Genomic DNA, 26,662 nt, shown 5'->3' with positions numbered 1-26,662 from the left:
CCTTTATTTACAGATAAGCGTAGATAGTCCGCTTTCTTCTTTTTGATTTTCTGTAACCATTAATTGTGCAAAGCAAGTTTTAGATTCAGTGCTGGTGATTTTAATATTGTAAGTATTTGGAATAAGCCCATATAATGTGACCGTACCATCAGACGAGATAGGATAAACCTCCCCACCATCATTATTGATATATAATTCTGAACCAGCTGTAAATTTATTATTACTATCCACAGGTAAAATCGTGACCTGTTTTGTATTATATATAGGAAAGTTAATAATATAGCCCCGCTGATCTAAAGCGGTAAGCCTCTTGGTTGCATAAGGAATTTTATCTTCAACAGGTAACTGATTCTGATCAAAACCAATATCATAATTTACATAAGGGATTATATCATGAACAAAGGTATAGCCTTTCTTATTCGTCTTGTCTACTACAGATAAAGACCTTAGAACATCGACATCCTGATAATCTCCTACACTAACAACAGAAAATGCATTATCAACCAACTTGGTAAAATTAAATTTATTATTCAGAAAAATAACCGCTCCACGATAATTTAGTTGTGATTCAGACTCATTATCTCCTTCTATATGATAAAAACCTAAATCCCCAACATCTGTTTTCAATCGCCCATTAAAATTATATAGTGTTTCATCATCCAGCCTATTTACACCTGTTTCATAGTCAAATCCAACCTGATTAGGATTACTTTTAACAAATTGTAATTTAGTTCTTTCCTCTGTTGAATGACTAAAATAAACTGCTTTATCATCATCAAAACTATAACTGAGTGATAAGACAACTCCAGAATCCCGATCATCACCGAATGAGCTAAAATAACTTAAACCTAGGCTCCCCTTCCTACCTAACCGACGATTAAACCCTAAATTTAAAGTTTTACGATCATTTTGAAAAAATAAAGGAATCTCATCTTCCACGCGTATTTCTTGCTGATGAAAACTCTGGGCAGCATAATTCAAATAAATATTATGTAGGAGAGGAATATTGCTCATTCCTCCATAAATTAAATACTCATACTTAGGATAAGTATAAAAGTTATCCAGAGCATCACCTAAATATTTAAAATCTCTTTCTGTATATTTTGCACTTGCACCAAGTGAAACTCTTCCAAAATCCTTTGCAGCAGATAATCCATATGAATAATTAAACTTATTAAGTTCATCATGTGAAACTTGAACAACACTATCCAAAACCAAATAATGACTAATCGCTTGAGTCCATAGAAAGCCTAAATTTTGCAAGTCTTCGCTATAAGAAAAATTAGAACCAAGTGTTGTCCGATTAGATACCCCATAACGATAATAAAAGTTAGAGAAAAAATCACGATAGTCATCACTTTCTATATTATAGTTATAACGTAACTTTCCTAATGAAATATTATATTCACTGAGATTGGGTCTTAATAACTGATTTGTAACCAGAATAGGAAAACTTTGTACGCTTCTATTCCCTAGCACATCTTCAACGACAATTTGTGCATTCCCTGCCTGTTGAATTTGTGCACCAGTTTGAAGATTAAAATCACCAGGACTGACTCTTTGACTATATATACTTACCCCATTAATATACAAATCAACTGTAGAAGGAACACGTGCACTTCCCTGTAAGGTTGGAGTATTCCAATAAATAAAATTTGGTCGCTCAGTAAAATTAGTTCCCCAGTTTAAACCGGCAAAACGTAAAGAATTAATTAATGGATTATATACTGTAGTTGTATCTCCTAAAGTAAGCTGAGTCATACTTTTAGGAAATTCAAAGTCAACACTAGTACTGAGTCGAGTAAAATACTCATTCAAAGGATGATTATAATAAGCTATTGAGTTCTTAAATATCCAATAATCTTTAAAAATACCGAGCTCTGTCATGCCGTTATATACAGAATTTGTTTGTCTGTGTATTTTTGAATTTAAATAGGTAAAATCATAATTTACAAAACTTCCAAAGCTGGCTTTCTCTGGCATAGTCTGTAACTGAGAAATCTGTGTACTTGACTTAAATAGAGGAGTAGGTATCGTCAGATTAATTGTTTGCTCAGAGACATCAAAATTCGATTGAATATTCTGATCTGAAATAAGACAAAACTCATCCCGAGAAGCCATTTTTGATAATTTAGATATATCAATGTCTCGTTCCAACAACACACTACACTCTATATAAAAATTATTATCACTTTTTATTAAAATAATATCTATATTATGATGAAGCTCATTTATCCAGAGATTAGCAAAAAACTCTTCATCAGGATTCTGGTTAGCATTAGCATTACATAAGAATAAAATATTGGCTAAAAAAATTATTTTTCTGTTTAACTGCATAATATAATCCTTGATTATAATTTTAATCCATAAGCTTTAACTCTACTTCATCATTTGACTTATCTGTTATTAATTTAACAAAATAATTCTGAGGATTATTTATTTTAACTCCTCCCAACTCATAGAAAATATTCTTATCTTCAAGTGCATATTTCATATTATTGCTAGTAAAAACTTCTTTCTTATTCGAGTCTAAAATTTGTAACTTTGAAATTTGAACATGAGATTTTGCTTTATTTTTAACTACAAGCTTATCATTTTCAATATTAAAATTTAATTTTAGGTTATCTTGCTTTCCAATAAATAATGGCAGGTTAAAATTCATCAAAAAAGTAATAGATGATTCTTTTACAGGCTGAGGTAATTCCTCAATTATAATACGCCAGGCACCCTCTTCCCTACCATCTAATACAGATGCTATTGGACGATTAAACCCAACACGTATAACTTGTTTTCCATTAGGTTTCAAAATAAAATTTCTTGGATTAATAATAAGAGTGTTATCCTTCTCCAACACGTCTTCACCTTTATTATTTTGATCCCATTTAAATGCTTTTATTTCAAATATCTTTTTTTCTGCTTCATTTATAGATTCTAAAGTAAGTGTTATTGTTTTTTGTTTTGTATCATTAAGTATATACATTTGTACTGGATCAATTGCCACATCAGCCTTTACCCCAGTCATAGAAAAAAAAGATATAATAAATAATTTAGCTATTTTTCTCATATTATAATTTTCCACTTAAAAATATAATAAGGCAACCTAACCCAACATAAATGTTAGGTTAGGTTGATTAAATAAATTAGTAGTAAGCTTTGATTAGATAGCGATCGGTATAATTACCTGCTAACTTTGTAGCATCAACTGCAGCATTAGTAACTGCAAGTGTATAATTATCAACTGCTTGACCGTTATGATTTGAATTACCAAACGGAACAGCGCCTGCACCTTGTTTAGTTGTCACAATTGTTGTAGAAATTGTTTCAGATGCATCTGTTTCATGTCTAACAAATGTATTATTACTGGCGCCAGCATTTGCAGTTTGCAAATTCAGAACATAAGGGGTGTTTGTTGTAATTGAATAATTTGTACTTTGAGTTCCACCGGCAGCAGATAATAGTATTGCATTTCCACCAGTTAAAATACATTTCTTGTTAATTTTAAGTGAAATTGGAATTTCTTTTTCACAGCCTAAAGTATTACATTTACTCCAGTCAATTGGTGGTTTAGGATTATGACCTGGGCGTCCTGCAGTTTCCGCATCTGCTGCATAAACAACTGTTGAGCCAAAACCAAAGCTTAGTGCTAATGCTGCTAATACTGCTTGAGTCATTTTATTCATGATCTTCTCCATTCCTTAAAAAAAGAATATATTTATTTGTTTGAGTAACACTGGCATAAAAACTCTTTCTCATGATGAGTAAGATTATGCAGCGTGTAGTTATCTTATTATCATTGATTAAAAAAAATACACATACTTTATTATTCACAATATATTTTTCCATTTACCCCAATTATTATTTTTTGTATGCCATTATTTTATATTAAATTATTTAAAAATAAGAATTGTTACATATAATTCTTACAAAACTCCCTCTAAGGTTAAAAAAGAACTTAGAAAATAGAAGCTAATCAGTTATAACTTAACCATATGATTTTTATATTTTTTAGATAATTACAATCTCAAACCATTAATAATTTTTACAAATAATTACAATTTACCCGCAGATAGGTGAAAATAGTGTGATTCTGTTGTGTTTTTTTTGTTATTTTTCATACATCATCGCATTTACCAAAAATCTCATTACTATAGTTACTACCAATCTGACTTGACTGTGTTGCAAAATCCTAGCACTGAAGGCTTCTTCAGCAATATAATTCTCTAATGAAACAAGCCTACACCCAAAATCTACCGTACAACCAATTAATCCACCGGTAATCCCACCTACAATAAAATGGGAGCACAATATTGCTCCCATTCTTATTCATACCACTTCAAGCGTTTTAACGATAGCCATTTGGATTCTGTTTTTGCCAGTTCCAGCTATCGGCCAGCATATCTTCCAGACCATACTGCGGTTGCCAGCCTAGCTCGGCAATAGCACGCCGATTATCTGCAAAAGAGGTTGCCACATCGCCCGCCCGGCGCGGCACCAGTTCAAATGGAATCTCTACTCCATTGACCTGTTCAAAGGTATTTTTCACCTGCAACACGGAAATCCCGTTTCCGGTTCCAATATTCCAGGCACGACAGCCCTGTGCATTTAAACGGTTATTCAGTGCACATAAGTGTGCATTGGCCAGGTCCACCACATGGATATAATCGCGGACGCCTGTGCCATCGACGGTATCATAATCACTGCCAAAGATTGAAAGTTTTTCACGACGACCGACAGCCACTTGGGTCACATAAGGCATCAGGTTATTTGGAATCCCTTGCGGATCTTCACCAATCTGGCCACTTTTATGCGCACCGACCGGGTTAAAATAGCGCAATAAGGCAATTGACCAGCGCTCATCAGCAATCGCCAGTTTTTCCAATAACTGTTCAATAATCAGTTTGGTATAGCCATAATTGTTGCTTGGCATCCCGGTGGGCATTTCTTCATTTAAAGGAGAAATATTGGCTTCATCATATACCGTTGCAGAGGAACTGAAGACCAGTTTAAACACCCCTGCGCGTTGCATCGCCTGCGCCAAACTGATAGATCCGGCAATATTATGCTCAAAATAAGCCAGTGGAATTTGCTGACTTTCTCCCACCGCTTTAAGGCCGGCAAAATGAATCACCGCATCAATGGTATTTTCCTGGAATATTCGATCTAGGATCTGACTGTCTCGAATATCACCTTCGACAAATTTCAGGCTTTTTTGAGCCAACTGCTGGACACGATTTAAAGACTCAACCGAGCTATTGGATAAATTATCCAATACTACGACGTCATGCCCAGTATTTAATAGTTCCAAGCAGGTATGTGAACCAATATAACCTGCTCCACCCGTTACTAAAATTTTAGCCATATCTTTCCTAATTCAATTTTAATCAAGCTTTTAGAATTTTAATCAAACCCTGGGTTGAACCATCTAAACCGCTAATATCAGTTTGCTCACCATTCAGTATAGGCAATAACTGATTGGCAATTTCCTTACCTTTTTCTACGCCCCATTGGTCAAATGGATTAATATTCCAAAGCACCGACTGCACAAAAACTTTATGCTCATACAATGCAATCAGCATTCCGAGGCTATAAGGGTTTAGTTCCTGTAATAAAATGGTACTGCTTGGCTGGTTACCTTCATATTGTTTATAGGCTGGCAAGCCCTGCAATTCAGTCTGATCCAAGGCATCATTACCAAATGCCAATAATCGTGATTGTGCCAGACAGTTAGATAAAGCCAAATGATGCTGTTCGATCAAAGCATCAGCATTATCGACGTAGGTATATTGTTGACTGTTATAACGCTTCACTGGGGCGATAAAATCGCAGCTGACTGCTTGAGTACCTTGATGTAACAGCTGGTAGAAGGCATGTTGGGCGTTTGGTCCAACTTCGCCCCAAATAATTGGACAAGTGTCGAGCTGAACTTTTTCACCATTGCGCTGGATGGATTTACCATTAGACTCCATTTCCAGCTGCTGCAAATAAGATGCAAAATATTTCAGACGTCCATCATAAGGCAAGATGGCATGGGTCTGAATATCCAGAAAATTCGTATTCCAGGCACCCAGTAAGCCCATTAATACTGGAATATTCTGTTCCAGAGGCTTGTACTGGAAATGCTGATCCACGGCATAAGCACCAGCAAGCAGTTGTTTAAAACCGTCCACTCCAATACTGAGTGCAATCGGCAAACCAATACACGACCAGAGAGAATAACGCCCACCGACCCAATCCCATAACAACAGCTGATTTTCGGGTGCAATTCCCCAGGCTGTCATTTTTTCAGGTTTAGTGGATACCCCAATAAAATGATGTTTAACAATAGAAGGATGCTGGCCTAAAGATTTTTCCAGCCATAAACGCACTGTTTGAGCATTGGATAAGGTATCAATCGTTCCAAATGACTTGGAAGAAATAATAAAAAGCGTAGTTTCCGGACGTAGCTGGTGTAGCAGTTCAGACAGCTGACTACCATCCATCGTCGAAACAAAATGCACATTTAATGGCTTGGCAGATTGATATTTGAAATCCGAAAGCGCATGACTGACCATTAACGGTCCTAAGTCAGATCCCCCCACCCCGATATTCACTACATCCTGAATGACTTCACCGGTAGCGCCACGGCGTTGTCCGGCATGAATCTGCTCGACCAAAGCATACATACGATCTAGCTGAGCATGAACTTCAGCTGCCAGTTCTTCATGCTGCTGGTCCTCTTTCGGCAAACGTAAGGCCCAGTGCATAGCTGCACGTTGTTCAGTATAGTTAATCGTCTGAGTGGAAAATAAAGACCCGATCCAGGATCTTAGATTTTGTGTCTCTGCCCACTCAATCAGATGCTGCACAGCATCATGATTGACTCTATGTTTGCTATAGTCAAAAACTACCTCCTCAAATTGCACCGAGTATTGGTTAAACCGTTCAGGATCTGCTGCAAAGAGTTGGCGTAAATGGATCGATTTCAATTGTTCTTTTACAGAATTCAGCTTTTTATAAGCATTATTGGTATTCTGATCTGATTTAAGCTGGTCTAACATCAACGTCCCACCCCAATATAGTTAAAACCGCGTGACTTGATATAAGCAGGGTCATAGAGATTACGTCCATCCAGAATCAAAGGATGCTGCATCAACTTGCTGAGATAAGCATAATCCGGGCTACCATACTGTTTCCAGGCCGTGATTAAACACAATGCATCTGCATCTTCTACCGCCTGATACTGGTCTTCACATAAAATTAAATCGGTACGTTGACCATAAATCTGTTCAATATTGGTCAAAGCCTGTGGATCATGCAATTTCACTGTCGCACCTTGTGCCCACAATGCTGCCAACATGGCATGCACCGGTGATTGCTGGATACTTGGCGTATTTTCTTTAAATGCAGCTCCCCAGATAGCGACTGTTTTGCCTTGCAGGTCTCCACGGAAATAATTCCACAACTTCCGGAATAACAATTCTTTCTGTTGCTCATTGATATCCCAAACCTGTTCCAGTAACTGGTTTTTCACCCCTGAATCCGCCACGGCGTGAGTCAGCGTCCGGATATCATGAGAAAAGTTTTCTCCACCAAAGCCCACACCTGGAAATAAATAAGCTGAACCAATACGATTATCTGCCGCCATACCCTGACGAACTTGTTCAATATCAATTCCCAGTTTTTCAGCAACGCTCGCCAGATCATTCATATAACTGATCCGGGTAGCCAGCATGCCCGAGATACTGAGTTTGGTAAATTCTGCATCCAGAATAGGCATAAACAGATATTGCTGGGCACGAGGGAACAAGGGGCGCAACAACTCTCTAACTTTGAGCTGCACATTTGGCTGGTCACAACCCACAATCAGTTGAGTCGCTTGAACGAAACTACGAATTGCATTCCCTTCCTGAATAATATCTGGAAGATAGACCCAGTCATCATTTGGCAAAAGCTGCTGGAATCGCGCTGTACCGTGCAAACCAAAGGTAGAGGCATTAATCATCAGTTTAGGGTGCGCAAAGCAGGCATGATGGATGGTATTTAGCATCTGAAATGCCAGCTGCTCTTCTGTGGCGTTAAAACTGAAGAAAAAAACATCCTGATTAAAGGTCAGATGCTTAAAATCACAACAGTTTAAGAACCCTAACTCCTGCTGTTTTTGCAGCAATAATTGTAAGGATTCATCTTGGAAATAAGTCCGAACAGGCTCATCAGTATTAAAGCTATTACACCATATGACCTGATGGCCACATTCAGCCAATAGAGCTGAAATAACCCCTGAAAATAAGGTTTTTCCTAATACTGCGACTTTCATAATATCCCTTTTTTATTATAAGGCGAGTTCCTGAATCAATGCTTTAAACTCTGCACCGAGTTTGGGATGATCTACGCCATAATGTAATACAGCCTTAAGATAACCAAGCTTACTCCCACAATCAAAGGTTTGACCCTTCATCCGATAAGCTTCGACAACCTCTGTTTGCTGTAATAGTGCAATAGCATCGGTTAGCTGGATTTCATTGCCTGCCCCTTTCGGTGTCTGCTCCAGTAGTTGCATAATCTTTGCCGGAAGGATATAACGACCTACCACAGATAAATTCGACGGTGCAGTCCCAATCGCTGGCTTTTCCACAATACCTTGCATCACCGTGCTTTCACCTTCCGCAGGCGAAGCAGAAACATCCACAATCCCATATTGATCAACCAGATGATCATGGACTGCTTCAACCATGATTTGTGATGCATGAGACTGTTCATAACGTTGAATCATACGAGACAGGTCATTTTGTGTATCTTGCTCTTTAACCAGAACATCCGGTAACAGGACAGCAAAGTCATCATCACCAATGACAGCTTTAGCACAGAGCACGGCATGACCAAGGCCTAAAGGTTGTGGCTGACGTACGCTAATCACACTAACATGAGGGGGTAAAATTTCAGTAACTTCTTTAAGCAAATCGGTTTTATTTTTTTGCTCAAGTGTAGTTTCAAGTTCAAAGTTACGATCAAAGTAATTTTCAATCGATGCTTTGGAAGAATGTGTTACCAAAATAATTTGCTCAATCCCCGCCGCAATTGCTTCTTTTACCACATATTCAATTGCCGGGCGGTCAACTACCGTCACCATTTCTTTGGGAATGGATTTGCTGGCTGGTAAAAAACGTGTGCCAAGTCCTGCAACAGGGAGAATTGCTTTTTTAATCATGTTATTCAACCTAATTATTTCCAAATTTAATTTACTTTAATTTCCTGACCACGCTGATAACCATCGACATAATGTTCAAGCTGCATTAACGCCCAGTCCACATCACTCTGAGTCGCTGTCAGCACATGCATACGATTAAATATTTCCAGAATTTCAGCTAAAGGATAATGCTTTTCTACCGATCTTAAAATTCGCTTATGTGAAGTAATCTCTGTATTATCCTGGTCAATTAACAGCTCTTCATACAGTTTTTCGCCTGGACGCAAGCCTGTGTATTGGATTTCGATGTCACCATCAGGATTTTGGCTATCTTTCACCTTTAACCCACTTAATGAAATCATCTGACGAGCAAGGTCCTGGATTCTTACCGGTTCACCCATATCGAGCAGGAATACATCTCCACCTGTGCCTAAAGCACCTGCCTGAATGACCAACTGCGAAGCTTCCGGAATCGTCATAAAGAAACGTGTCACTTCAGGATCAGTGACAGTGATAGGTCCACCTTTGGCAATCTGCTGTTTAAATAATGGAACAACTGAACCCGATGAACCCAAGACATTCCCGAAACGTACAATACTAATTTGGGTTTGATTCTGTGCTTCAGCCATGGCCTGACAATAAAGCTCTGCCATACGTTTGGTCGCACCCATGACATTGGTCGGACGTACCGCTTTATCAGTTGAAATCAGTACAAAAGTCTCGACCCCTTTTTTGACTGCAGCATTGACACTAAAGGCAGTCCCTACCGCATTATTTTTCAAGCCGGCCAATGGATTACATTCGACTAGTGGAACATGTTTATAAGCAGCAGCATGATAGACGGTTTGAACACCGTATTGCTCAATGACCCGTTCCAGTTTACTTTCATCCACTACCGAACCTAGAATTGGAATAATTTCACAACTGGCACTAAGTCGTAACTCTTTATCAATACTATATAAAGCAAACTCTGTCAGCTCATAGATAATAAGTTTTACCGGTTGATTTTTAATAATTTGACGACATAGCTCTGAGCCAATGGAGCCTCCTGCTCCTGTAACCATCACGACTTTATCTTTGATATTTTTTTCTAGTAGTTCTGCTACAGGAGGGACTGGGTCACGCCCCAGTAGATCAATAATATCAACTTCCTGAATATCAGAAACTCGAATTTCACCATTGACCAGTTTAGTCAGCCCTGGAATTTCAGTAATTTTTAAATGAGCAGGTTCTAAAAATTTTACGATCTCGCTTTTGCGGATACGTCCTACTGAAGGAAGTGCAATCAGAATTTCATCAATGCGAAGTTTAGTAAAAGACTTTAACGCAATTTCTGGTGCATAAACTTGAATTCCCCCAATATTCTGACCGCTCAATGAAGGATTATCATCAATAAACATGACTGGTAAATGTTCATTAGAACGATTTAAAGTTGCTGCAACCTGCTGTCCTGCATAGCCTGCACCATAAATCGCAATCCGTTTTTTCGATACTCCAGCATATAGATATGAACGAACAACGAAACGGATTATTCCTCGACTAAACCAGACCCAGGCAAACATCATGAAGCCAAACATTAAAGGAATAGAAGTAGGAATGAACGCATGCGTTGTATATGCAAGCAAATACAAACCAATGACTGCCAGAACAGTGGCCAGCCCTAATTTGACAATAAAAAATTCATTAAAAGTACGAACAATAAAACGATAAACACCACAAACAAATAAAGCCAATACAGCAATGGCACTGACCCAAACTGTACCAAAAGGAATATTGGGAACGACTTCTGCACCTAGATCGAATTGACGAATGGCATAGCAAAGCCAGATCAGGACGGGAAATATGCAGAAGTCTAAAATAACGAGAAATGTCTGTTTAGCCGCACGTGGAGATTCAACTAAAGGTAGAATGATAGATTTCACTTGCTGTGTCTTCTCAATAATTATTTATAAATTTTTACCTCATATTAAATATTAGAGAGAATTGAGGTAAAAACTTGGATAAATGTTTAAAGTGTACCTATAAAGATACACTTTACATGATTGAATCCTAGAGAATTATATGCGACTAATCACCTGCTGAATAACATCTTTAGTTGTTTGAATATTATTTTCTGTTAACGTTGGATGCACGAGGAACATTAGGCTGGTTTCACCCAGTTTTTGAGCATTCTTTAAACGCTCTTTTGGACGCCATGGCGTGCCATCAAAAGCATGCTCCAAGTAGACTTCTGAACAAGACCCACTAAAGCATGGTACACCTTCGGCATTAATTTCAGTCATGATTCGGTCACGTGACCAACCTTCTGGTAAAGCATCAGTATTGACTTGTACATAGCATTTATAGGCAGCATGCACATAATCATCTGATGGATGATAAACTGTAAAATATGGGCTATCTGCAAATGCAGCATAAATTTTTTCCATATTTGCATTACGCTGTGCTGTCCATTCGGACATCTTTTTCAATTGAATCCGTCCAATCACAGCCTGCATTTCTATCATGCGCCAGTTGGTACCAAATGAATCATGCAACCAACGAAAACCCGGTGGATGCTGTTTATTATATATACTATCAAAATTCTTGCCATGGTCTTTATAAGACCACATTTTTTTCCATAAATTTTCATCATTGGTGGTGACCATGCCACCTTCACCGCCCGTAGTCATAATCTTGTCCTGACAGAAGGACCAGGCACCAACATGACCGATTGAACCGGCAGATTTGCCTTTGTATCTTGCCCCATGCGCCTGTGCACAGTCTTCGATCACATACAAGCCTTTATCGGAAGCCAACTGCATGATCGGATCCATGTCGCACATCCAGCCCGCCAGATGTACACAGATAATCGCTTTGGTATTTGGGGTAAGTACCGCTTCAATAGTTTGAGCAGAAATATTTTGTGAATCCAGTTCAACATCGGCGAAAATCGGATTTGCCCCAGCAGTCACAATCGAGCTAGCCGAGGCCAAGAAGGTGCGTGAGGTGACAATCACATCATCCCCTGCACCAATGCCTAGTGCCTTAAGTGCAACATCCAGCGCGACCGTTCCATTGGCTAAAGCCACTGCATATTTGGTTTCTGCAAACTGGGCAAATTCTTTTTCAAATTCACGGCATTCCTGTCCGGTCCAGTAGTTGACCTTATTCGACAATAAAACCCGGGAAACCGCATCCGCTTCTTGCTGGGTAAAACTTGGCCATGGTTCAAATGCAGTGTTTAGCATGTACTACTAATCCTAATGAGTTTTATTTCTATCCAACGACAAGAAGCTTCTAATTTCTTGCCAAGAATTTAAGCAATAGTCTGCTTGATATTCCGCAGCAATTGAAAAATTCTGTTTATGAATATTCTGACCTTGATCTTTCAAGCAGATGGTGGTCCAGCCTAATAATTTTGCTGTTACAAAATCTTTTTTCAGGTTATCGCCTATATAAATATATTCTTCACACTGTAATTCGTTCATCACTTTCTCATAGTTGGCTATAGATGGCTTTTCGGAGCCAATTTCCTCAGAAATTACTATAGTATTCAAAAGATTTGTTAACCCTAACGCTTGTAATTTATTACGTTGAGTTTTTGAACGCCCGTCAGTAATAACTGCATATTTATATTCCTTAGCAAAATAGGTTAATGTTTCTGCAACATCTTGGAATAGGGTAATATCCGGTTTATGAAAGCGATACCAATCTAAAAGCTCTTTTTTATCCAGTTGATATTTTTTGGAAATATTTTCAAAAACGTTTTCACCAGCATGATATTCTGCCAACATTTTCGCGTACAACTGTTGTGGCTGAGTACTAATTTTTGCCGCAATGAAGCGGTATGCTGATTGCAAATAACTTATTTCAGCATAAAGTGTATCATCTAAATCTAAAACTAAAGCTTTAATCTTGGTAGCCATTTACCAAAACCTCAGCATCATAACGCAGCATAAGTAAATTATCACACCATGCTGAAAATTCTTCAATATCCTGATTTAAAAGATATTCTTGAATAACCCACTGACTATAATTAGCACCTGCTAAATAACTTAAAGGATAGCCACCACCAAAACGTGGGTTTATTTCAATCCCTAAAATTTTATCTTCAGTTTTATGCATAAATACCTGTATCGTTAAACAGCCACGCGCACCAGCTATATATTTTAACTTTTGATTAAATTCTCTGACAATAAAGTTCTTTTTTGTTACCCCTTTATTTACTTCACCTGCACGCACAAAAATACGCTTACGCGGCACTACACATTTTAAGTCTGAGGATTTATCGTAGTAACAGTCAACGGTAAATTCATCATAGTCGTCTGGTTTAATGTATTCCATAAACATAAGTTTTGGATCCACACGATGTTCTGGTTTAATATCTTCTGCACAATATGCTGTAAAAATACCTTTACTTAAGCTTCCATCATACGGCTTTACAAAAACAGGAAACCTTAAACTCTCTAAGGTATATTGCTGCGGAATATCAATTCCTTTTTCTTCAAAAAAATGATTGATTTGACGTTTGTCGCGACATTGGTGTACCAACTCAGGATCACTTACCAATAAATGGATTCCTTGTTGCTTAAAATAAGCAATATTTTCACTTAAAACTAATAACTCTGTATCAATCGTTGGTACGATTAATTTAACTTGATGACTCAAGCAAAGGTGTAATAAATAATCAATATATTCAGGGCTTGTAACACGTGGTGCTTTAAAACTTTGGTCAGAAATATGACATGCAGGAGCTAGAATAGGATTTAAATCAGTAGTAAAAACCTGACCATTTTCAAAAATTTTTTTCAGTTCTGTTTGGAAAGAGCGTACCAATGAAACTCTTTGTCCTGCTGAGGTAATTAAAATATTCATTTATTTCTTCTCATTACCATTAAATTTTGGCATTGTTGCATCATTTTCCGCGTTAATATCATCTTTGGCGAGCACTTTTTTTACCGTTTTGAGCATAATTTTAAAATCCAACCAAACCGACTGATTTTCTACATACCAGGTATCAAGTTTAAATTTTTCTTCCCAACTAATGGCATTACGTCCATTGACCTGCGCATGCCCTGTCATGCCTGGGCGGACTAAATGACGTTTTGCTTGTTCTTGGTTATATAGCGGTAAGTATTCCATAAGTAATGGGCGTGGTCCGACGATACTCATATCACCCTTAATGACATTCCACAGTTCTGGCATTTCATCTAAACTACTAGAGCGCAACATTTTACCAAATGGCGTCAAGCGCTCACTGTCCGGCAGCGGATTGCCTTGTGCATCTACCGCGTCTTTCATACTGCGAAATTTAATCATTTCAAACGGTTTGCCATGTAAACCGGGGCGCACCTGACGGAATAAAACGGGCGAACCCAGATTTTTTTTCACTTTATGTGCCACATAAAAATACAGTGGTGACAGTAAAATCAGGGCAATAGAAGCAATAATAATATCGAGGAGGCGTTTTAGCATTTATAGACCTAGAATATTCACTAAACGTTGATTCACTTTCTTTGCATCAAACTTTTCAACGGCAATTTTATAGCTTTCTGCACCCATCAATCTAACTTGTTCAGGGTGCTCAATGAAATAAATCATTTTTTCTGCCAAAGCTTCAGGATTCCATTTTGGTACTAAAAATCCATTTACACCATCTACAACTGTTTCTCTACAGCCCGGTACATCTGTGGTAATAACCGCACGTCCTATTGCCATCGCTTCTTGGGTACTTCTTGGTACACCCTCGCGGTAATAAGAAGGTAGAACAAAAACACTAGAATTTTCTATCCATTCTGAAACATTACTCACATGGCCTGGATATTCAATAATATTAGTCTTTACTAAATTTTCCAACTCCTCTTCTTTAAGACTACCCAATGCCTCTTTATCAATCGCACCTAATACAGTGAATTTAACTGAAGGATATTTTTCCTTCACAATTTTAGCTGCTTTTATATAATCATGAATTCCTTTTTCTGCAAGTAATCGTGCAATAAAAATAAACGATATATTTGAATTAAAGTTTTCTGAATATTTATAATGATGTAAATTTAAACCAATTCCACCTAGAACCTCTATATTTTTGACATTTATAACATATCTTTCAATTAAATCTTTAGGGTCATCAGGATTTAAAAAAATAAGTTGGTCAAGTTGTGGTAATGCTATTTTATATAAAAAAACCTGTATTTTTTTTATGAGCTGAGTTTTTTTACTTAAACCTTCTGGCTGCTCTGTAAATGTATAGCCTAAACCTTCTAGCATACCTATCACACGTGGTACTTGAGCTAATTTTGCTGCCAAAGTACCAAAAATGACAGGTTTAGAAAAATAAGAGAATACTAAATCAGGATTAATTATTTTAATTTTTTTTGAGAGCCGATATGTTGCAACTATATCTGCGAGTGGGTTTAGTCCACCACGGTTTAATGTATATGTAATTGGTGTAGCGCCCAACTTTTCTATTTTTATCAGATCTTCTGCCGTATATTCAGACGTAAATGCATAGACTTGATGACCTTTTTTCGAGAGTGTACAAATTAAATCTGCACGAAAGCCATAGAAGCTAGATGCTACGGTTCCTATTAGAGCAATAATCATATAATTCCATACACTAAACTAAAGTAAGAAAATGATATAGCAAAAGTAACAAAAATACCTATTGGAAAAAAAGATTTACTTTTCGAAAATATATAATAAAAAATTAAAGTATTTAATAATATGCTAAAAAACCAAGCAAACAACCCATATCTATTTGAAAAACCGGCAAAACCAAATATAAAATATGGCATTAGCAATAAAAAATAGATTTTTACTAAACCATATAAACCCTCGCTTTTAATAAAATATTTTGAGAAAAAGAAATAAATATATGCAAGAGCTAAGCTATATAAAAAAAGATCCCATTGAAAACCGTATCTATAGGAATTTGTATCTTCAACATAGTTTTTAATACTATCATATAAAGAAATACCAAGCACACTAGATATTATATAGACTATTTTTTCATTTACCCCTAAAATATAAAAAATACCAAGTATATTTAGCAAAAAAAATAATTTATTTAGATTTAATTTAATCAAAAAAATAAAAGGAATAATCAAAATAGATGAATAATGAAATAATATAGAGCCTAGTAAAAACAAAAATGAATAAAACTTATTAATATTAAAAACCAAATAGACAAAAAACAAGTATAGAAGAGCTAATGATAAACCTTGCCTTAATCCATTTGCAGCTGCCACTTGATACCAAGATGACATACAAAGAAAAGAAAAGAAAAGAAAAGAAAAATAAACTTTATTTATCTTTTCTAATTCAGATATTTTCTTTGATAGAAAAAGCAATATTAAGTTTAATACAATATTTAAAATAAAAAAATAGACTATATAACTATCAGTAAATAATCTGACTACAAAGGTTAAGAGATCAAATAAAAATTCATAATGAAAATTGTTAATAGACAATTTATAAATAAAATTTTGTGCATAAATAAGGTTATCATCTACTAGACTTAAATCTCTAATAGAAATAAAATACGAAGTAAATAAAGTAAATAAAGTAAATAACAAATATAGAAATATATTTTCTTTGTTAGTTTTAAATTTCATTTATTAGCTATCCGATTAATAAAATTGCCAAAATCCACTTCATTTAAAATATTATCCCACTTAAATAAATCCATTTCAGGAATATTATTTTCTATATAAATGTTAGAATCAATTTGATCTAACCAAAAAGGCTTATAATTAATATTATTAAAAAACTGTTCTGCCCATAAATATCTATTTGAAATGACCTGCAGTCCAGAAGCCAAGTACTCTAATGTCTTTGTACTTGTCTGAATATTATATGGATAAATATTAGGAGTAAAATTTAAACCATATCTGGCGTTCCTATATATTTCTGGTAAATCTTTACGTTCTACCCGACCTAAAATAGTAATATTTTCATGCTTTAATAAAGAGCGTTCTAAATCACTAACCTGACCAACAACAACAACCTTATAATTTCCCGCAAGCCTTCTCAATACTTCTATAAGACCATTACGTCCAGCAATAGAGCCACAGTAAACAATATCATATAAAGGATTTTCATTTGGACGTTGAAATAAAGCCTCATCCACTCCCATATCTCTATAAATATATGGTATATCATCAGTAAAGTTTAAATCATACTGTACAAAGTTATTTAAAAAAATTCGCCCACTTGGCTGTTTGTTAACAAGTTTTTTCGAAAAGTTTTTAAAACGAGCGTAGGGAGGTGTAGATAAACTCTGATATTCATGAATCTCTATAGCTCGACCCTCCTTTTTTTTCCAAAAAGGGCGCGTACCCATAAAATATATATTAATATCATTATCAGGATCGAGCTCGTAGTCTAGCTGAATCTGATGCCCTAGTTTTTTTAAATATTTTTCGTATGCATAAGCTTCTGGAGTATATGCAAACTTTGACAAAGGTATGCCTATATTCACACCAACCCCCAACTCAAAGAATCGCTAACCATTTTTTAACAATCTCATCAACTTTAAAATTATTAATATTCTCTTTAGCATTTACACACATTCTCAAATAAGAATCCTTATCCAAATTTATCATCTTAGTAATCGCTTCACTTAGCTTTTCAATATTTTCAGGCTCAACTAAATATCCAGAAACCCCATTATCAATCAACTCTGCTGGTCCCGTATCACAATCAAAAGATACTATAGGCAAACCAAAACTTTGAGCCTCTAATAATACCATCGGCAAGCCTTCAAATCTCGAACTCATGCAGTAAAATGAAGCACTCTTAAAGTATTGAGCAATATTATCTGTTGATGAATTTATCTCTACAGTGTCATCTATTTTCAAAAACTTACTAAGCTCAATAATTTTTTGTTTATCTTCTCCCTCACCAACAATAACCAATTTCCATCCTTTTTTATTAGTTACTCTACTCCAAGCTTGCAATAATAAATCATATCCTTTTTGATACCTATATCGCCCAACTGCCAACATAACCTTAAAATCTAAATTCGGAGTATGTTCAATACCTTCAAATGTACTAGGGTTTACAATTGTTATGATCTCAGATCTTATATTAGTTAAATTGTTTTTCCACAACTGCTGATCTCTATGCGTCAAAGTAACAATATAATTACAATATTTTACAGCCCATCTTCTTGCTACGTCCCTCAATTTCACACCTAAATTAACATTAAAATTAAAATGCTCCCAACAAATATGGTTTATCTTTAAACCAAATAATCCTACAATGGTAAATATACAAGTGATACTTTCTACCGAAACAACAGTATTTATCTTATTGATCTTAACATAATTCCTAATACCCCATACGGTGCTAATAAAGCTTTTTTTAAAAGAAACCTCCCGACTAAACAATGAAGAAGTTTTAATAGAGTTATCTAGACTAAAAAATGGCTTATCACCATTCTTCAAACTTAAAATACAAATTTCATAGTTATATTTGGCTAATTCATTAGCAATAAGACTTGTAACTCTTTCTGTACCTCCAGAACAATTCAAATCACCAACAATAAAGCATATTTTTTTCACTACAATAACTCCTCAATCCACTTTCACCAAGAATATGTCAAATTCATTTTCCACAAAACTATAAAAACTACTATATTTTTCAATTAAACAATCATCATATATATACTTTACATTTACTCGATCTAAACCTTTGACATTTAGGAGAGCAGAACTGATATAACTATATAGATTAATATCTACTGTCTTATTTTCAGCTAGATATTCAACAATATAATCTTCAAAAATTAATGGAGTTGTTATAACTTCAAAATTACCTTTTGGTACCACCTTCTCTCTCGGATGAGAAAAATAATAATCTATTTGAAGAATATCTAAAGTTTTTAAAATATATTGCTCTGTAAACTTATCTGAAATTTCTGTTAAAGGCTGACCTAAATATATATTAATTTTTTTTGTTGACTCACCTTTAGATTTTGAATTTTCAAAAATTTTTAAATATTCTGTATTTTCAATAATATTGGAAATATTTTCATATAAAGTATAATGTTTTCTAGAGCTTTTTTTAATGTCCTCCATATAAGAGTAAATACCAATAAAATTCCAAATCAGCTTTTTCCAACTAGGAATTTTTTCATTAGTATAATAAATACTATTTTTAATAATATTTGCCGTACCATCATCAAAAGTATAAATATTGGTATTTTTATTTTTAGAAATAATGTATTGCAAGTGTCTGGAATCTATACTTGCTAAAAAGCAATTTGTATATTTTTCTAAAAATCCATTTTTTTTTAAAACATTAATATATTCTAAAAAACCAAAAAAACCATTTTTAGGTACGTAGTAGAAGCTATTACAGCTTAGTTTTTCTAACTTTTTATAGTAATATCTATATTTTTCGTTATCCACTAATGCAACAACAATCACGTCAAATTTTTGATCTTTAAATTTATGAATTATTTTTTCCGCAATAAGCATCTGCAACGGTGTAACACACATTATTAAGCTTTTTTGCTGATCATGAACCATAAAATAAATACCATTAATATATTCGACAAAATCAATGCATAAGGAATATATTCTATCGAATACTGCCCTAAAAAAATCATTAAAACCACATAAAATATTGAACTTATAAAAGTAATGCTAGCAATCAACTTATTTTTAGCATGAAAAAATAAATAATTAACTAGCATTAGGTAAGGTAAATTCGCCCCATAACCTAACAAATACATCACCACGTAATATTTTGATTCTGCATACTTTTCACCCAAAAACCATACATAAACACTTTCAGGTAACACAAAACCGATTAAGGCAGGAATTATACACAATGGTAAACAAAAAAATGTGTATTTCTTGATACTTTGTATCGATAGTTTTTTTTCTTTCAATTTTTGATAATAGTACGGCACGATTGCTTTATTTAAAGCCATGAATACAATAGGTAATACGGCGGCGACTTGTACGCCTGCAGAATAAATTCCTAATTCCGCTTTTGTATATTGTTCATAAATAAATAAGCGATCTAACTGACCTTTAACAAAAAAGCTCGATTGATGCAAAATTAAAGGGATACCAAAAGAAAAAATATATAATGTACCTAACTTCAAACGTTGTAAAGTAATCGTATTTTTACTAGAAAATAAATCACCTAATACAGCACTAGCAATGAAAAAAGTCAGTGCATTAGCCATAACTATTGCAAGAATACGATATGCAACCAAATCACCACTCAATAACTCTAATGCTGCAACTGTAAAAAATACACTCGTTAGAGATAAAATAATTTGCAGTATAATATATCTTAAAGGTTGCTTCTGACATTGACGTAAAGCCAGTTGTACATTAATAAAAGACTGAAACATGGTGGCTAATACAATATATGCCATGATTTCAGCTTGAAAAAGCCAACAGCCTAAAAGCAGTATTGCTGAAATCACAACATTGTATAAATAACCTGCTGTTACAACTATATTTAAAGCCCTTTTACCATAAAAGTAAAAATAGCGAGTTACTGCCCCTTCTTGACTTAATCCAATAAAAATTCCAAACAAAGCCAACCATGTCAAATAATAAGATAGTTCCCCAAAACCATCGGGACCTAATTTTCGTGTTAAATAAGGCAACATCAGGAAAGGGAGGCTTTTCGCAAAAAGCTCTCCTACTAAATAAATGAAACTATCCTTAAAAGTACTTTTATTCAGCACTAAATAAGTTCCACTGTAATACTTTATCCTCTTCAATATCAACCAATGCTTTTTTCCCAATTAAATCATCAATGAATTTTGGACTAATTCCATGTGCAGGTCTTTTAAATGTTAAGTCATCAGCATAAATGATTTGACCTGCCTTAATATTCCTTAAGGCAACTAAGCTTCTTCTAGCATTCAAGCGGGCTGGATCCTCTGCCTTTAATGCAGTTAACTCAAAAGAGCCTAGCAATTCAAAAATACGATCTAAGTTTTTATTAAATTTCCTTAAGTCTTCTTTATCCATCGCATGATAGTGGTCATTTCCTGGTAAAGTTTTATCATGCGTAAAGTGTTTTTCAATTATTTTTGCACCCAACAAAGTAGCTATTTCACAACTACGCATATCTTTAGGTAAAGTATGGTCACTATAACCAATAATATTATTAGGGAATGCTTGTAACAGTGTTGAAATCATTCCTAAATTTGCATTTTCATCTGGCGTAGGATAATTCAACACACAATGTAACAAAGCTAATGGATTTTTATATTGATTAATCCAACTCACAGCTTCCGAAATTTCATACTGATGACTTGCACCTGTTGATAAAATAATAGGCTTATTAAATTTACAGATATATTGAATAAAAGGCTTATTTGTTAAATCTGATGAAGATATTTTATAAACATCCATTAAATCATTCAAAAAGTTCGCTGACTCAATATCAAATGGAGTACTCATAAACTCTATATGCTTTTGATCACAATAGGTTTTTAGTATCTCCATTTCTTTTTTCCAAAACTTATCATGCTTGGTAAAAAGTTCAAATTGTGATGTAGTAGGTTCTTTTGTCGTATCCCAATATGCTGGTGAGTCTTTTGATGCAATTGTTGCTGCTTTATAAGTCTGAAACTTAACAGCATGTGCTCCACCTTCAACAGCCTCATCAATTAACCTTTTTGCTGTATCCATGCTACCTTCATGGTTAACACCAACCTCAGCAATAATATAAGGTCGCTCAACTACTGAGAGTTTCTCCTTATTAAATAAATCTAAAATTTTCATATAAATTCAATCTCGTTTTTAATTAAACCAATAACACGTTTACGACCATTTACAAAATCTGTTTTTCGCATTAATTGAGAGGATTTTTTTCTTTTCGAAGTGTCAGCAACCAGTTCTTTAAATTTATTTAAAATTTCTAAAGTACTTACTTCATTACCTAAACCTAAATTTAAAAAACCATTTTTACTTGAAGCAAAATAATGTGTTAACTCTCTTTTATTTTGTGCAAGTACAATGCATGGAACACCTAAAGAAGCAACCTCATAAACAGTTCTCCCCGCAGATGTAAATATAATATCTGCTTTTAGCATATATTCAGAAATATTTTTCACATCTTTAAATATATTTATATTAGTAAAATCTTTTAACGTTTCAAATTTATTATACCCAATTCCAGCTACAACATTAATTTCAATGTTATGCTCAAGACAGTATTCATTAATTGCAGTCAATACATGTAATGTATTATTTAAAGGATCGACCCCTCCAAAAGTTAGCAAAATACTTTGTACCGATTCTGAAATATTTTTAGGCTTAGATAGTAAAAACTCATCTCTTAATAAAAAATAACTTGCACCATAATAATGATGCTCATGTTCTTTTACTTCAGGATAAATAGCATTGAAAACTATATCTGCTTTTTCAGCACCAGCACCTAAATCCTCAAAGTTAATGACCTTATAACATAGTTTTTTTAACTCGCATATATAAGCTTCATTTGTATCCAAACAATCATTAATAACAACATCTGGACTTATATATTTTATATCATCTAAAATATTATCACTTTTTTGAACAAAAACCTTATAGTTATATTGTGACAAAACTTTTTCAGCCAATTTACTATCTTTATCTGCCAAAAAATAAATATCATGGTTTAAAATATCATTTGCAATTAACAATGTATTATAAACATGACCCAAACCTACAACATCATTACCTGTTACAACAAAAAGAATTTTTTTCTTCTTTAACAAGTATTCACAAATTGCCCAATCTTGGAATGTATCTATATCAATACTCTCATTTTCACCTAGCAAATATAAACTAACATTACTGCCTATTCGATTGTTTTCTGTGATAAGGCTTCGTCTACTAATAAAAAAGCCCCCAGTCTCTGTATATGTAGGTTTTAAGTACTGTCTATTTAATCGTTTTTCATACAGTGGGGCAAAACCACCATTATGCTTAGACCATGAAAGTGCTGTTGTATCATAAGCCGATATGATTGTATCAATAGCTGGGTTCTTAATTATTTGATCTATAGCTTGATCCAAACTTTCCACCTTTAATAATGGAGAGGTTGGCTGCATAGTAACAACTAAGTCATATTTTTTTTGCTCTTTATTTTCCACATATAATAGACAACTGCACACTACTGGATCCAGAGTCACAGCATCTCCTGATATATCCATACTTCTACGATGAGTTTTTAATTCTAATTTTTCACCCAAACCTAATATCTCATCATCTTCACTCGAAAGATATACATCTAAATCATATTTAGATTTTTTCAACATAGATGCGACATAATATAATAAAGGCTTGCCTGCTAAATTTCTCAAATTTTTACGAGGAATACCTTTTGAACCACCTCTAGCAGGTATTACTACTAATATATTCATTTTTTATTACAACCTTAAATCTGCGTTATTTTTTCAACCATATATTTTAAATCATAAAGTACATGCTTAGTTTTACCCAAAGCATGTATATTTACTGCTGTCATTTGTTTAAACTGATCATGCGCAACTGCTAAAACAATGGCATCATATTTACCGTTCGCCAAACTAGCAACAGGATCGATACCATATTCCTTTGCAGCGTCTAACGGATCCACCCAGGGGTCATAAATATCTAAATCTAAATCATATTCTTTTAAAGCTTTAACCATATCAACAATTTTAGTATTGCGAATATCAGGACAGTTTTCCTTAAAACTCAAGCCCATCATAAAATTTTTGAACCCACCACTTGTATACGCTGCTTCACCATCTCTTTAATCAATTGTGTTGCAACGTATTCACCCATACGGTCATTTAAACGACGTGCCGCTAAAATAATTTCTGGATGCAGGCCTAAAGACTGTGCTTTATGGGTTAAATAATATGAGTCTACCCCAATACAGTGCCCACCAACTAAACCTGGACGAAAAGGTAAAAAATTCCACTTGGTTCCCGCAGCCTGCAACACCGCTTCAGTATCTATACCCAACTTATTAAAAATAACAGCCAACTCATTAATTAAAGCAATATTCACATCACGCTGGGTATTTTCAATGACCTTGGCGGCTTCAGCTACTTTTATACTGGGTGCTTTATGCGTACCTGCAGTCACAATCAGTTGATAAACTGCATCTACAAAGTCTGCCACCTCTGGGGTAGAACCTGAAGTCACTTTTAAAATATTGGTCACACGGTGCAGCTTATCACCTGGGTTAATTCGTTCTGGGCTATAGCCTGCAAAAAAGTCCTGATTAAATTTTAAGCCCGACACTTGTTCCAAAACTGGAATACAGGCTTCTTCGGTAGCACCAGGGTAAACGGTAGACTCATACACCACCACATCGCCTTTTTTGAGTACTTTCCCAATACTGGTAGAGGCTTTAATGAGTGGGGTCAAATCGGGTTGTTTAAACTCATCAATGGGGGTTGGAACAGTCACAATAAAAAAATTGCAGCTGCGAAGGTCATCTAAATTGGCCGAAAAATTCAGTTGCATCGCTTGTTTAAGTTCTTCTGGCGACACTTCTAAGGTATTATTTTGTCCGCTTTGTAATTCTTGTATACGTTTTTGCTGAATATCAAAACCCACAACAGGCAGCTGCTTGCCGAATTCTACCGCTAAGGGTAACCCGACATAGCCTAAACCAATAATGGCAATTTTTAGGTCTGAAAGCTGTAGCATTTGAGCGCCTTACAATTTATATCTATATTTTATGAAAAATAATGAATCTTTCCGCAGGAATACTAGCAGAAATTTATAAAATTTCTATTATGATTTGTGCTCAAATTGCTTGAAAGATGCCTCAGTGTATAGTTTTTGTGACTATTCAACTTTTTAATTTATATTAAATTCGCAATTTGCGATTTTTATCATTTTTTTCGCAAAGAATTTGACAGAATCTGCAAATGGATTACAAATTGCTATGTACCTATTTGACAAGTTCGGTAAAATGGCGGCAATTGATTTAAAAGATTTTAATAAATTAAAAATGGAATCTCGCGTGCGACACTTTCAACTGGCTGTTTTATTGGCATGTGGCATTGCCGCCACTGGCTGTGCTGTGACCTCTGGCTTACAAACCTATGACATACCAAATGAAGGGGTCTATACCACCGACTTGGGTACAGCGGTCAATGTGATCAAACTCACCCAAGACTCAATGCTTGCGGTGCAGCCTGCAGTTCACAATATTCAACAAGACTATGCGCATTTATTTCATACACCACAGCGTCAATACACCTTAAGTTCAGGCGATATTCTCTCTATTTATTTATGGGCATATCCTGAAATCACCCCGCCAACTAGTAATGTCAGCAGTGAAAAATCTGCTGAATCTAACGGTTATCAAATTGATTCACAGGGTTATATTCAGTTTCCAATTATCGGGCGTTATAAAGCGGCAGGTAAATCTTTAGCACAAGTGAATCGTGAGTTGCGCGGTCAATTGGCACGTTATTTAAAAACCCCAGACGTGATTGTACGAGTCTTGTCTTACCAAGGGCAGCGATACTCGGTACAAGGCAATGTCATGAAAGGCGGGCAATTCTATTTAAATGATCAACCTGTGAGTGTCTATACCGCCTTAGGTATGGCAGGCGGGGTCAATGCTCAACAAGGTGACAATGCTTCTATGACTTTAGTGCGTCAGGGGCGTAGCTATCAACTCAATACCGTAGAGCTGGAAAAAGCAGGCTTGTCATTGCACAACTTACTCATCCAGCCGAATGACACCCTGTATGTCAACAACCGTGAAAATCAAAAAATTTATGTGATGGGTGAATCGGGTAAAAATCAATCACTCCCTATGCGTGATCAAGGCATGAGCTTAAGCGATGTATTAGGGGAAAGTCTGGGCTTAAACCCACTGTCTGCCAGCCGCAGTAAAATTTATGTGGTCCGTAGTCAGCCCAATGCAGTACATACCGAAGTCTATCACATGGATTTAACCAGCATTGCCGACTTTGGTCTGGCCAATCAGTTTAAAATGCGCAGCAATGATATTGTCTATGTCGATGCTTCAGGCTTGGCCCGCTGGCAACGTGTCGTGAATCAGATGATTCCGTTCTCTAGTGTGCTTTATCAACTAGATAATTTGGGTAAATAATGAAAATTAATCACATTTTGGTGGTGTGTATTGGCAATATTTGCCGTAGCCCCATGGCAGAATACTTTTTAAAACAGCAGTACCCACACTTACAGATTGAATCTGCAGGTATTTCAGGCTTGGTGGGTCATGCAGCCGATGACAAAGCCCGTTTATGTATGCAACGTCACGGCATTGACATGAGTCCACACGTGGCAAAAAAACTCAATGCAGACTTAATTAAAAAAGCCGACCTGATTTTGGTGATGAGCCAAAATCAACAAAAGCATGTGGAACAAACCTGGCCCTTTGCCAAAGGCAAAACCTTTAGATTGGGGCACTGGCAAAGTAAAAACGTGGCCGACCCCTATCAGCACGATCAGGCCGTATTTGATGAGACCTGTGCGTTAATTCAAGCCTGCATTGCCGACTGGAAAAAATATATCTAGT

The 26,662-nt window shown here is 35.4% G+C and carries 22 protein-coding genes and 1 pseudogene; 2 read left to right on the top strand and 21 right to left on the bottom strand.

Annotated features, from left to right (window positions below; translation table 11 throughout):
- Positions 1 to 3 precede the first annotated feature (3 nt).
- The 21 genes and pseudogenes from ACWM1W_RS00460 to tviB form a co-directional block, all read right to left on the bottom strand.
- Positions 4 to 2,337, bottom strand: coding sequence for a fimbria/pilus outer membrane usher protein (locus ACWM1W_RS00460; RefSeq protein WP_461603285.1), 2,334 nt, complete (start codon positions 2,335 to 2,337; stop codon positions 4 to 6).
- Between the two features lie 22 nt (positions 2,338 to 2,359).
- On the bottom strand, positions 2,360 to 3,064 hold the full coding sequence (locus tag ACWM1W_RS00455; RefSeq protein WP_159123840.1) for a fimbrial biogenesis chaperone: 705 nt from the start codon (positions 3,062 to 3,064) through the stop codon (positions 2,360 to 2,362).
- Positions 3,065 to 3,140: 76 nt separating this feature from the next.
- On the bottom strand, positions 3,141 to 3,680 hold the full coding sequence (locus ACWM1W_RS00450; RefSeq protein WP_340834369.1) for a hypothetical protein: 540 nt from the start codon (positions 3,678 to 3,680) through the stop codon (positions 3,141 to 3,143).
- A gap of 662 nt (positions 3,681 to 4,342) precedes the next feature.
- A complete protein-coding gene (gene galE / locus ACWM1W_RS00445) occupies positions 4,343 to 5,359 on the bottom strand; it encodes a UDP-glucose 4-epimerase GalE (protein WP_159123842.1) in 1,017 nt (338 codons plus the stop codon).
- Between the two features lie 22 nt (positions 5,360 to 5,381).
- Entirely contained in the window at positions 5,382 to 7,037 is a 1,656-nt protein-coding gene (gene pgi, locus ACWM1W_RS00440; protein WP_313659462.1) for a glucose-6-phosphate isomerase, read from the bottom strand.
- Positions 7,037 to 8,293, bottom strand: coding sequence for a nucleotide sugar dehydrogenase (locus ACWM1W_RS00435; RefSeq protein ID WP_340834374.1), 1,257 nt, complete (start codon positions 8,291 to 8,293; stop codon positions 7,037 to 7,039). The genes pgi and ACWM1W_RS00435 overlap by 1 nt, the downstream gene beginning before the upstream one ends.
- Before the next feature lie 15 nt (positions 8,294 to 8,308).
- On the bottom strand, positions 8,309 to 9,184 hold the full coding sequence (galU, locus tag ACWM1W_RS00430; RefSeq protein ID WP_340834376.1) for a UTP--glucose-1-phosphate uridylyltransferase GalU: 876 nt from the start codon (positions 9,182 to 9,184) through the stop codon (positions 8,309 to 8,311).
- 26 nt (positions 9,185 to 9,210) lie between these two features.
- Positions 9,211 to 11,085, bottom strand: coding sequence for a polysaccharide biosynthesis protein (locus tag ACWM1W_RS00425; protein ID WP_340834378.1), 1,875 nt, complete (start codon positions 11,083 to 11,085; stop codon positions 9,211 to 9,213).
- A gap of 135 nt (positions 11,086 to 11,220) precedes the next feature.
- The gene (locus tag ACWM1W_RS00420; RefSeq protein ID WP_340834380.1) at positions 11,221 to 12,390 is read right to left on the bottom strand and encodes a DegT/DnrJ/EryC1/StrS family aminotransferase; all 1,170 of its coding nucleotides are present in this window, start codon (positions 12,388 to 12,390) and stop codon (positions 11,221 to 11,223) included.
- A 12-nt stretch (positions 12,391 to 12,402) separates the two neighbouring features.
- Positions 12,403 to 13,068: an HAD family hydrolase gene (locus ACWM1W_RS00415; protein ID WP_005249547.1), complete on the bottom strand. Its 666-nt coding sequence runs from the start codon at positions 13,066 to 13,068 to the stop codon at positions 12,403 to 12,405.
- Positions 13,052 to 14,017: an ATP-grasp domain-containing protein gene (locus ACWM1W_RS00410; protein WP_340834387.1), complete on the bottom strand. Its 966-nt coding sequence runs from the start codon at positions 14,015 to 14,017 to the stop codon at positions 13,052 to 13,054. The genes ACWM1W_RS00415 and ACWM1W_RS00410 overlap by 17 nt, the downstream gene beginning before the upstream one ends.
- Entirely contained in the window at positions 14,018 to 14,617 is a 600-nt protein-coding gene (locus ACWM1W_RS00405) for a sugar transferase (protein ID WP_340834389.1), read from the bottom strand. It abuts the gene before it with no gap.
- Positions 14,618 to 15,745: a glycosyltransferase family 4 protein gene (locus tag ACWM1W_RS00400; RefSeq protein ID WP_340834391.1), complete on the bottom strand. Its 1,128-nt coding sequence runs from the start codon at positions 15,743 to 15,745 to the stop codon at positions 14,618 to 14,620. It lies immediately after the preceding gene.
- Positions 15,742 to 16,755 carry an EpsG family protein gene (locus ACWM1W_RS00395; RefSeq protein WP_340834393.1) on the bottom strand — a complete coding sequence of 338 codons (1,014 nt, stop codon included), beginning with the start codon at positions 16,753 to 16,755 and terminating at the stop codon, positions 15,742 to 15,744. The genes ACWM1W_RS00400 and ACWM1W_RS00395 overlap by 4 nt, the downstream gene beginning before the upstream one ends.
- Positions 16,752 to 17,621, bottom strand: a complete 870-nt coding sequence (locus tag ACWM1W_RS00390; RefSeq protein ID WP_448765229.1) for a glycosyltransferase family protein — start codon at positions 17,619 to 17,621, stop codon at positions 16,752 to 16,754. Before ACWM1W_RS00390 ends, ACWM1W_RS00395 begins: the two co-directional genes overlap by 4 nt.
- Before the next feature lie 13 nt (positions 17,622 to 17,634).
- Complete coding sequence (locus tag ACWM1W_RS00385; protein WP_340834399.1) at positions 17,635 to 18,705, bottom strand: glycosyltransferase family 4 protein; 1,071 nt, start codon at positions 18,703 to 18,705, stop codon at positions 17,635 to 17,637.
- A 12-nt stretch (positions 18,706 to 18,717) separates the two neighbouring features.
- Positions 18,718 to 19,674, bottom strand: coding sequence for a glycosyltransferase family 52 (locus ACWM1W_RS00380; protein ID WP_340834401.1), 957 nt, complete (start codon positions 19,672 to 19,674; stop codon positions 18,718 to 18,720).
- Positions 19,647 to 20,855: an oligosaccharide flippase family protein gene (locus tag ACWM1W_RS00375; protein WP_340834405.1), complete on the bottom strand. Its 1,209-nt coding sequence runs from the start codon at positions 20,853 to 20,855 to the stop codon at positions 19,647 to 19,649. Before ACWM1W_RS00375 ends, ACWM1W_RS00380 begins: the two co-directional genes overlap by 28 nt.
- On the bottom strand, positions 20,845 to 21,903 hold the full coding sequence (locus ACWM1W_RS00370) for an N-acetylneuraminate synthase family protein (protein WP_340834407.1): 1,059 nt from the start codon (positions 21,901 to 21,903) through the stop codon (positions 20,845 to 20,847). The genes ACWM1W_RS00375 and ACWM1W_RS00370 overlap by 11 nt, the downstream gene beginning before the upstream one ends.
- On the bottom strand, positions 21,900 to 23,528 hold the full coding sequence (locus tag ACWM1W_RS00365; protein WP_340834409.1) for a cytidylyltransferase domain-containing protein: 1,629 nt from the start codon (positions 23,526 to 23,528) through the stop codon (positions 21,900 to 21,902). Before ACWM1W_RS00365 ends, ACWM1W_RS00370 begins: the two co-directional genes overlap by 4 nt.
- Positions 23,529 to 23,542: 14 nt before the next feature.
- Positions 23,543 to 24,810: pseudogene (gene tviB, locus ACWM1W_RS00360) on the bottom strand (Vi polysaccharide biosynthesis UDP-N-acetylglucosamine C-6 dehydrogenase TviB).
- A 319-nt stretch (positions 24,811 to 25,129) separates the two neighbouring features.
- On the opposite strand from tviB, the gene ACWM1W_RS00355 reads away from it, so the two are divergent.
- A complete protein-coding gene (locus ACWM1W_RS00355; protein ID WP_340834445.1) occupies positions 25,130 to 26,233 on the top strand; it encodes a polysaccharide biosynthesis/export family protein in 1,104 nt (367 codons plus the stop codon).
- Positions 26,233 to 26,661: a low molecular weight protein-tyrosine-phosphatase gene (locus ACWM1W_RS00350; RefSeq protein ID WP_019837353.1), complete on the top strand. Its 429-nt coding sequence runs from the start codon at positions 26,233 to 26,235 to the stop codon at positions 26,659 to 26,661. Before ACWM1W_RS00355 ends, ACWM1W_RS00350 begins: the two co-directional genes overlap by 1 nt.
- The last annotated feature ends 1 nt before the right edge of the window (position 26,662 follow it).

The sequence above is a fragment of the Acinetobacter sp. TW_SC_4 genome, from assembly GCF_054861205.1.
Note: the sequence above shows the minus strand (reverse complement) of the source record. Positions and strands in the feature narration are given on the sequence as shown.

Coding starts and splice junctions, on each gene's coding strand:
- ACWM1W_RS00460 (WP_461603285.1), bottom strand. CDS start 2,337: ATGCAGTTAAACAGAAAAATAATTTTTTTAGCCAATATTTTATTCTTA.
- ACWM1W_RS00455 (WP_159123840.1), bottom strand. CDS start 3,064: ATGAGAAAAATAGCTAAATTATTTATTATATCTTTTTTTTCTATGACT.
- ACWM1W_RS00450 (WP_340834369.1), bottom strand. CDS start 3,680: ATGAATAAAATGACTCAAGCAGTATTAGCAGCATTAGCACTAAGCTTT.
- galE (WP_159123842.1), bottom strand. CDS start 5,359: ATGGCTAAAATTTTAGTAACGGGTGGAGCAGGTTATATTGGTTCACAT.
- pgi (WP_313659462.1), bottom strand. CDS start 7,037: ATGTTAGACCAGCTTAAATCAGATCAGAATACCAATAATGCTTATAAA.
- ACWM1W_RS00435 (WP_340834374.1), bottom strand. CDS start 8,293: ATGAAAGTCGCAGTATTAGGAAAAACCTTATTTTCAGGGGTTATTTCA.
- galU (WP_340834376.1), bottom strand. CDS start 9,184: ATGATTAAAAAAGCAATTCTCCCTGTTGCAGGACTTGGCACACGTTTT.
- ACWM1W_RS00420 (WP_340834380.1), bottom strand. CDS start 12,390: ATGCTAAACACTGCATTTGAACCATGGCCAAGTTTTACCCAGCAAGAA.
- ACWM1W_RS00415 (WP_005249547.1), bottom strand. CDS start 13,068: ATGGCTACCAAGATTAAAGCTTTAGTTTTAGATTTAGATGATACACTT.
- ACWM1W_RS00410 (WP_340834387.1), bottom strand. CDS start 14,017: ATGAATATTTTAATTACCTCAGCAGGACAAAGAGTTTCATTGGTACGC.
- ACWM1W_RS00405 (WP_340834389.1), bottom strand. CDS start 14,617: ATGCTAAAACGCCTCCTCGATATTATTATTGCTTCTATTGCCCTGATT.
- ACWM1W_RS00400 (WP_340834391.1), bottom strand. CDS start 15,745: ATGATTATTGCTCTAATAGGAACCGTAGCATCTAGCTTCTATGGCTTT.
- ACWM1W_RS00395 (WP_340834393.1), bottom strand. CDS start 16,755: ATGAAATTTAAAACTAACAAAGAAAATATATTTCTATATTTGTTATTT.
- ACWM1W_RS00380 (WP_340834401.1), bottom strand. CDS start 19,674: ATGGTTCATGATCAGCAAAAAAGCTTAATAATGTGTGTTACACCGTTG.
- ACWM1W_RS00370 (WP_340834407.1), bottom strand. CDS start 21,903: ATGAAAATTTTAGATTTATTTAATAAGGAGAAACTCTCAGTAGTTGAG.
- ACWM1W_RS00365 (WP_340834409.1), bottom strand. CDS start 23,528: ATGAATATATTAGTAGTAATACCTGCTAGAGGTGGTTCAAAAGGTATT.
- ACWM1W_RS00350 (WP_019837353.1), top strand. CDS start 26,233: ATGAAAATTAATCACATTTTGGTGGTGTGTATTGGCAATATTTGCCGT.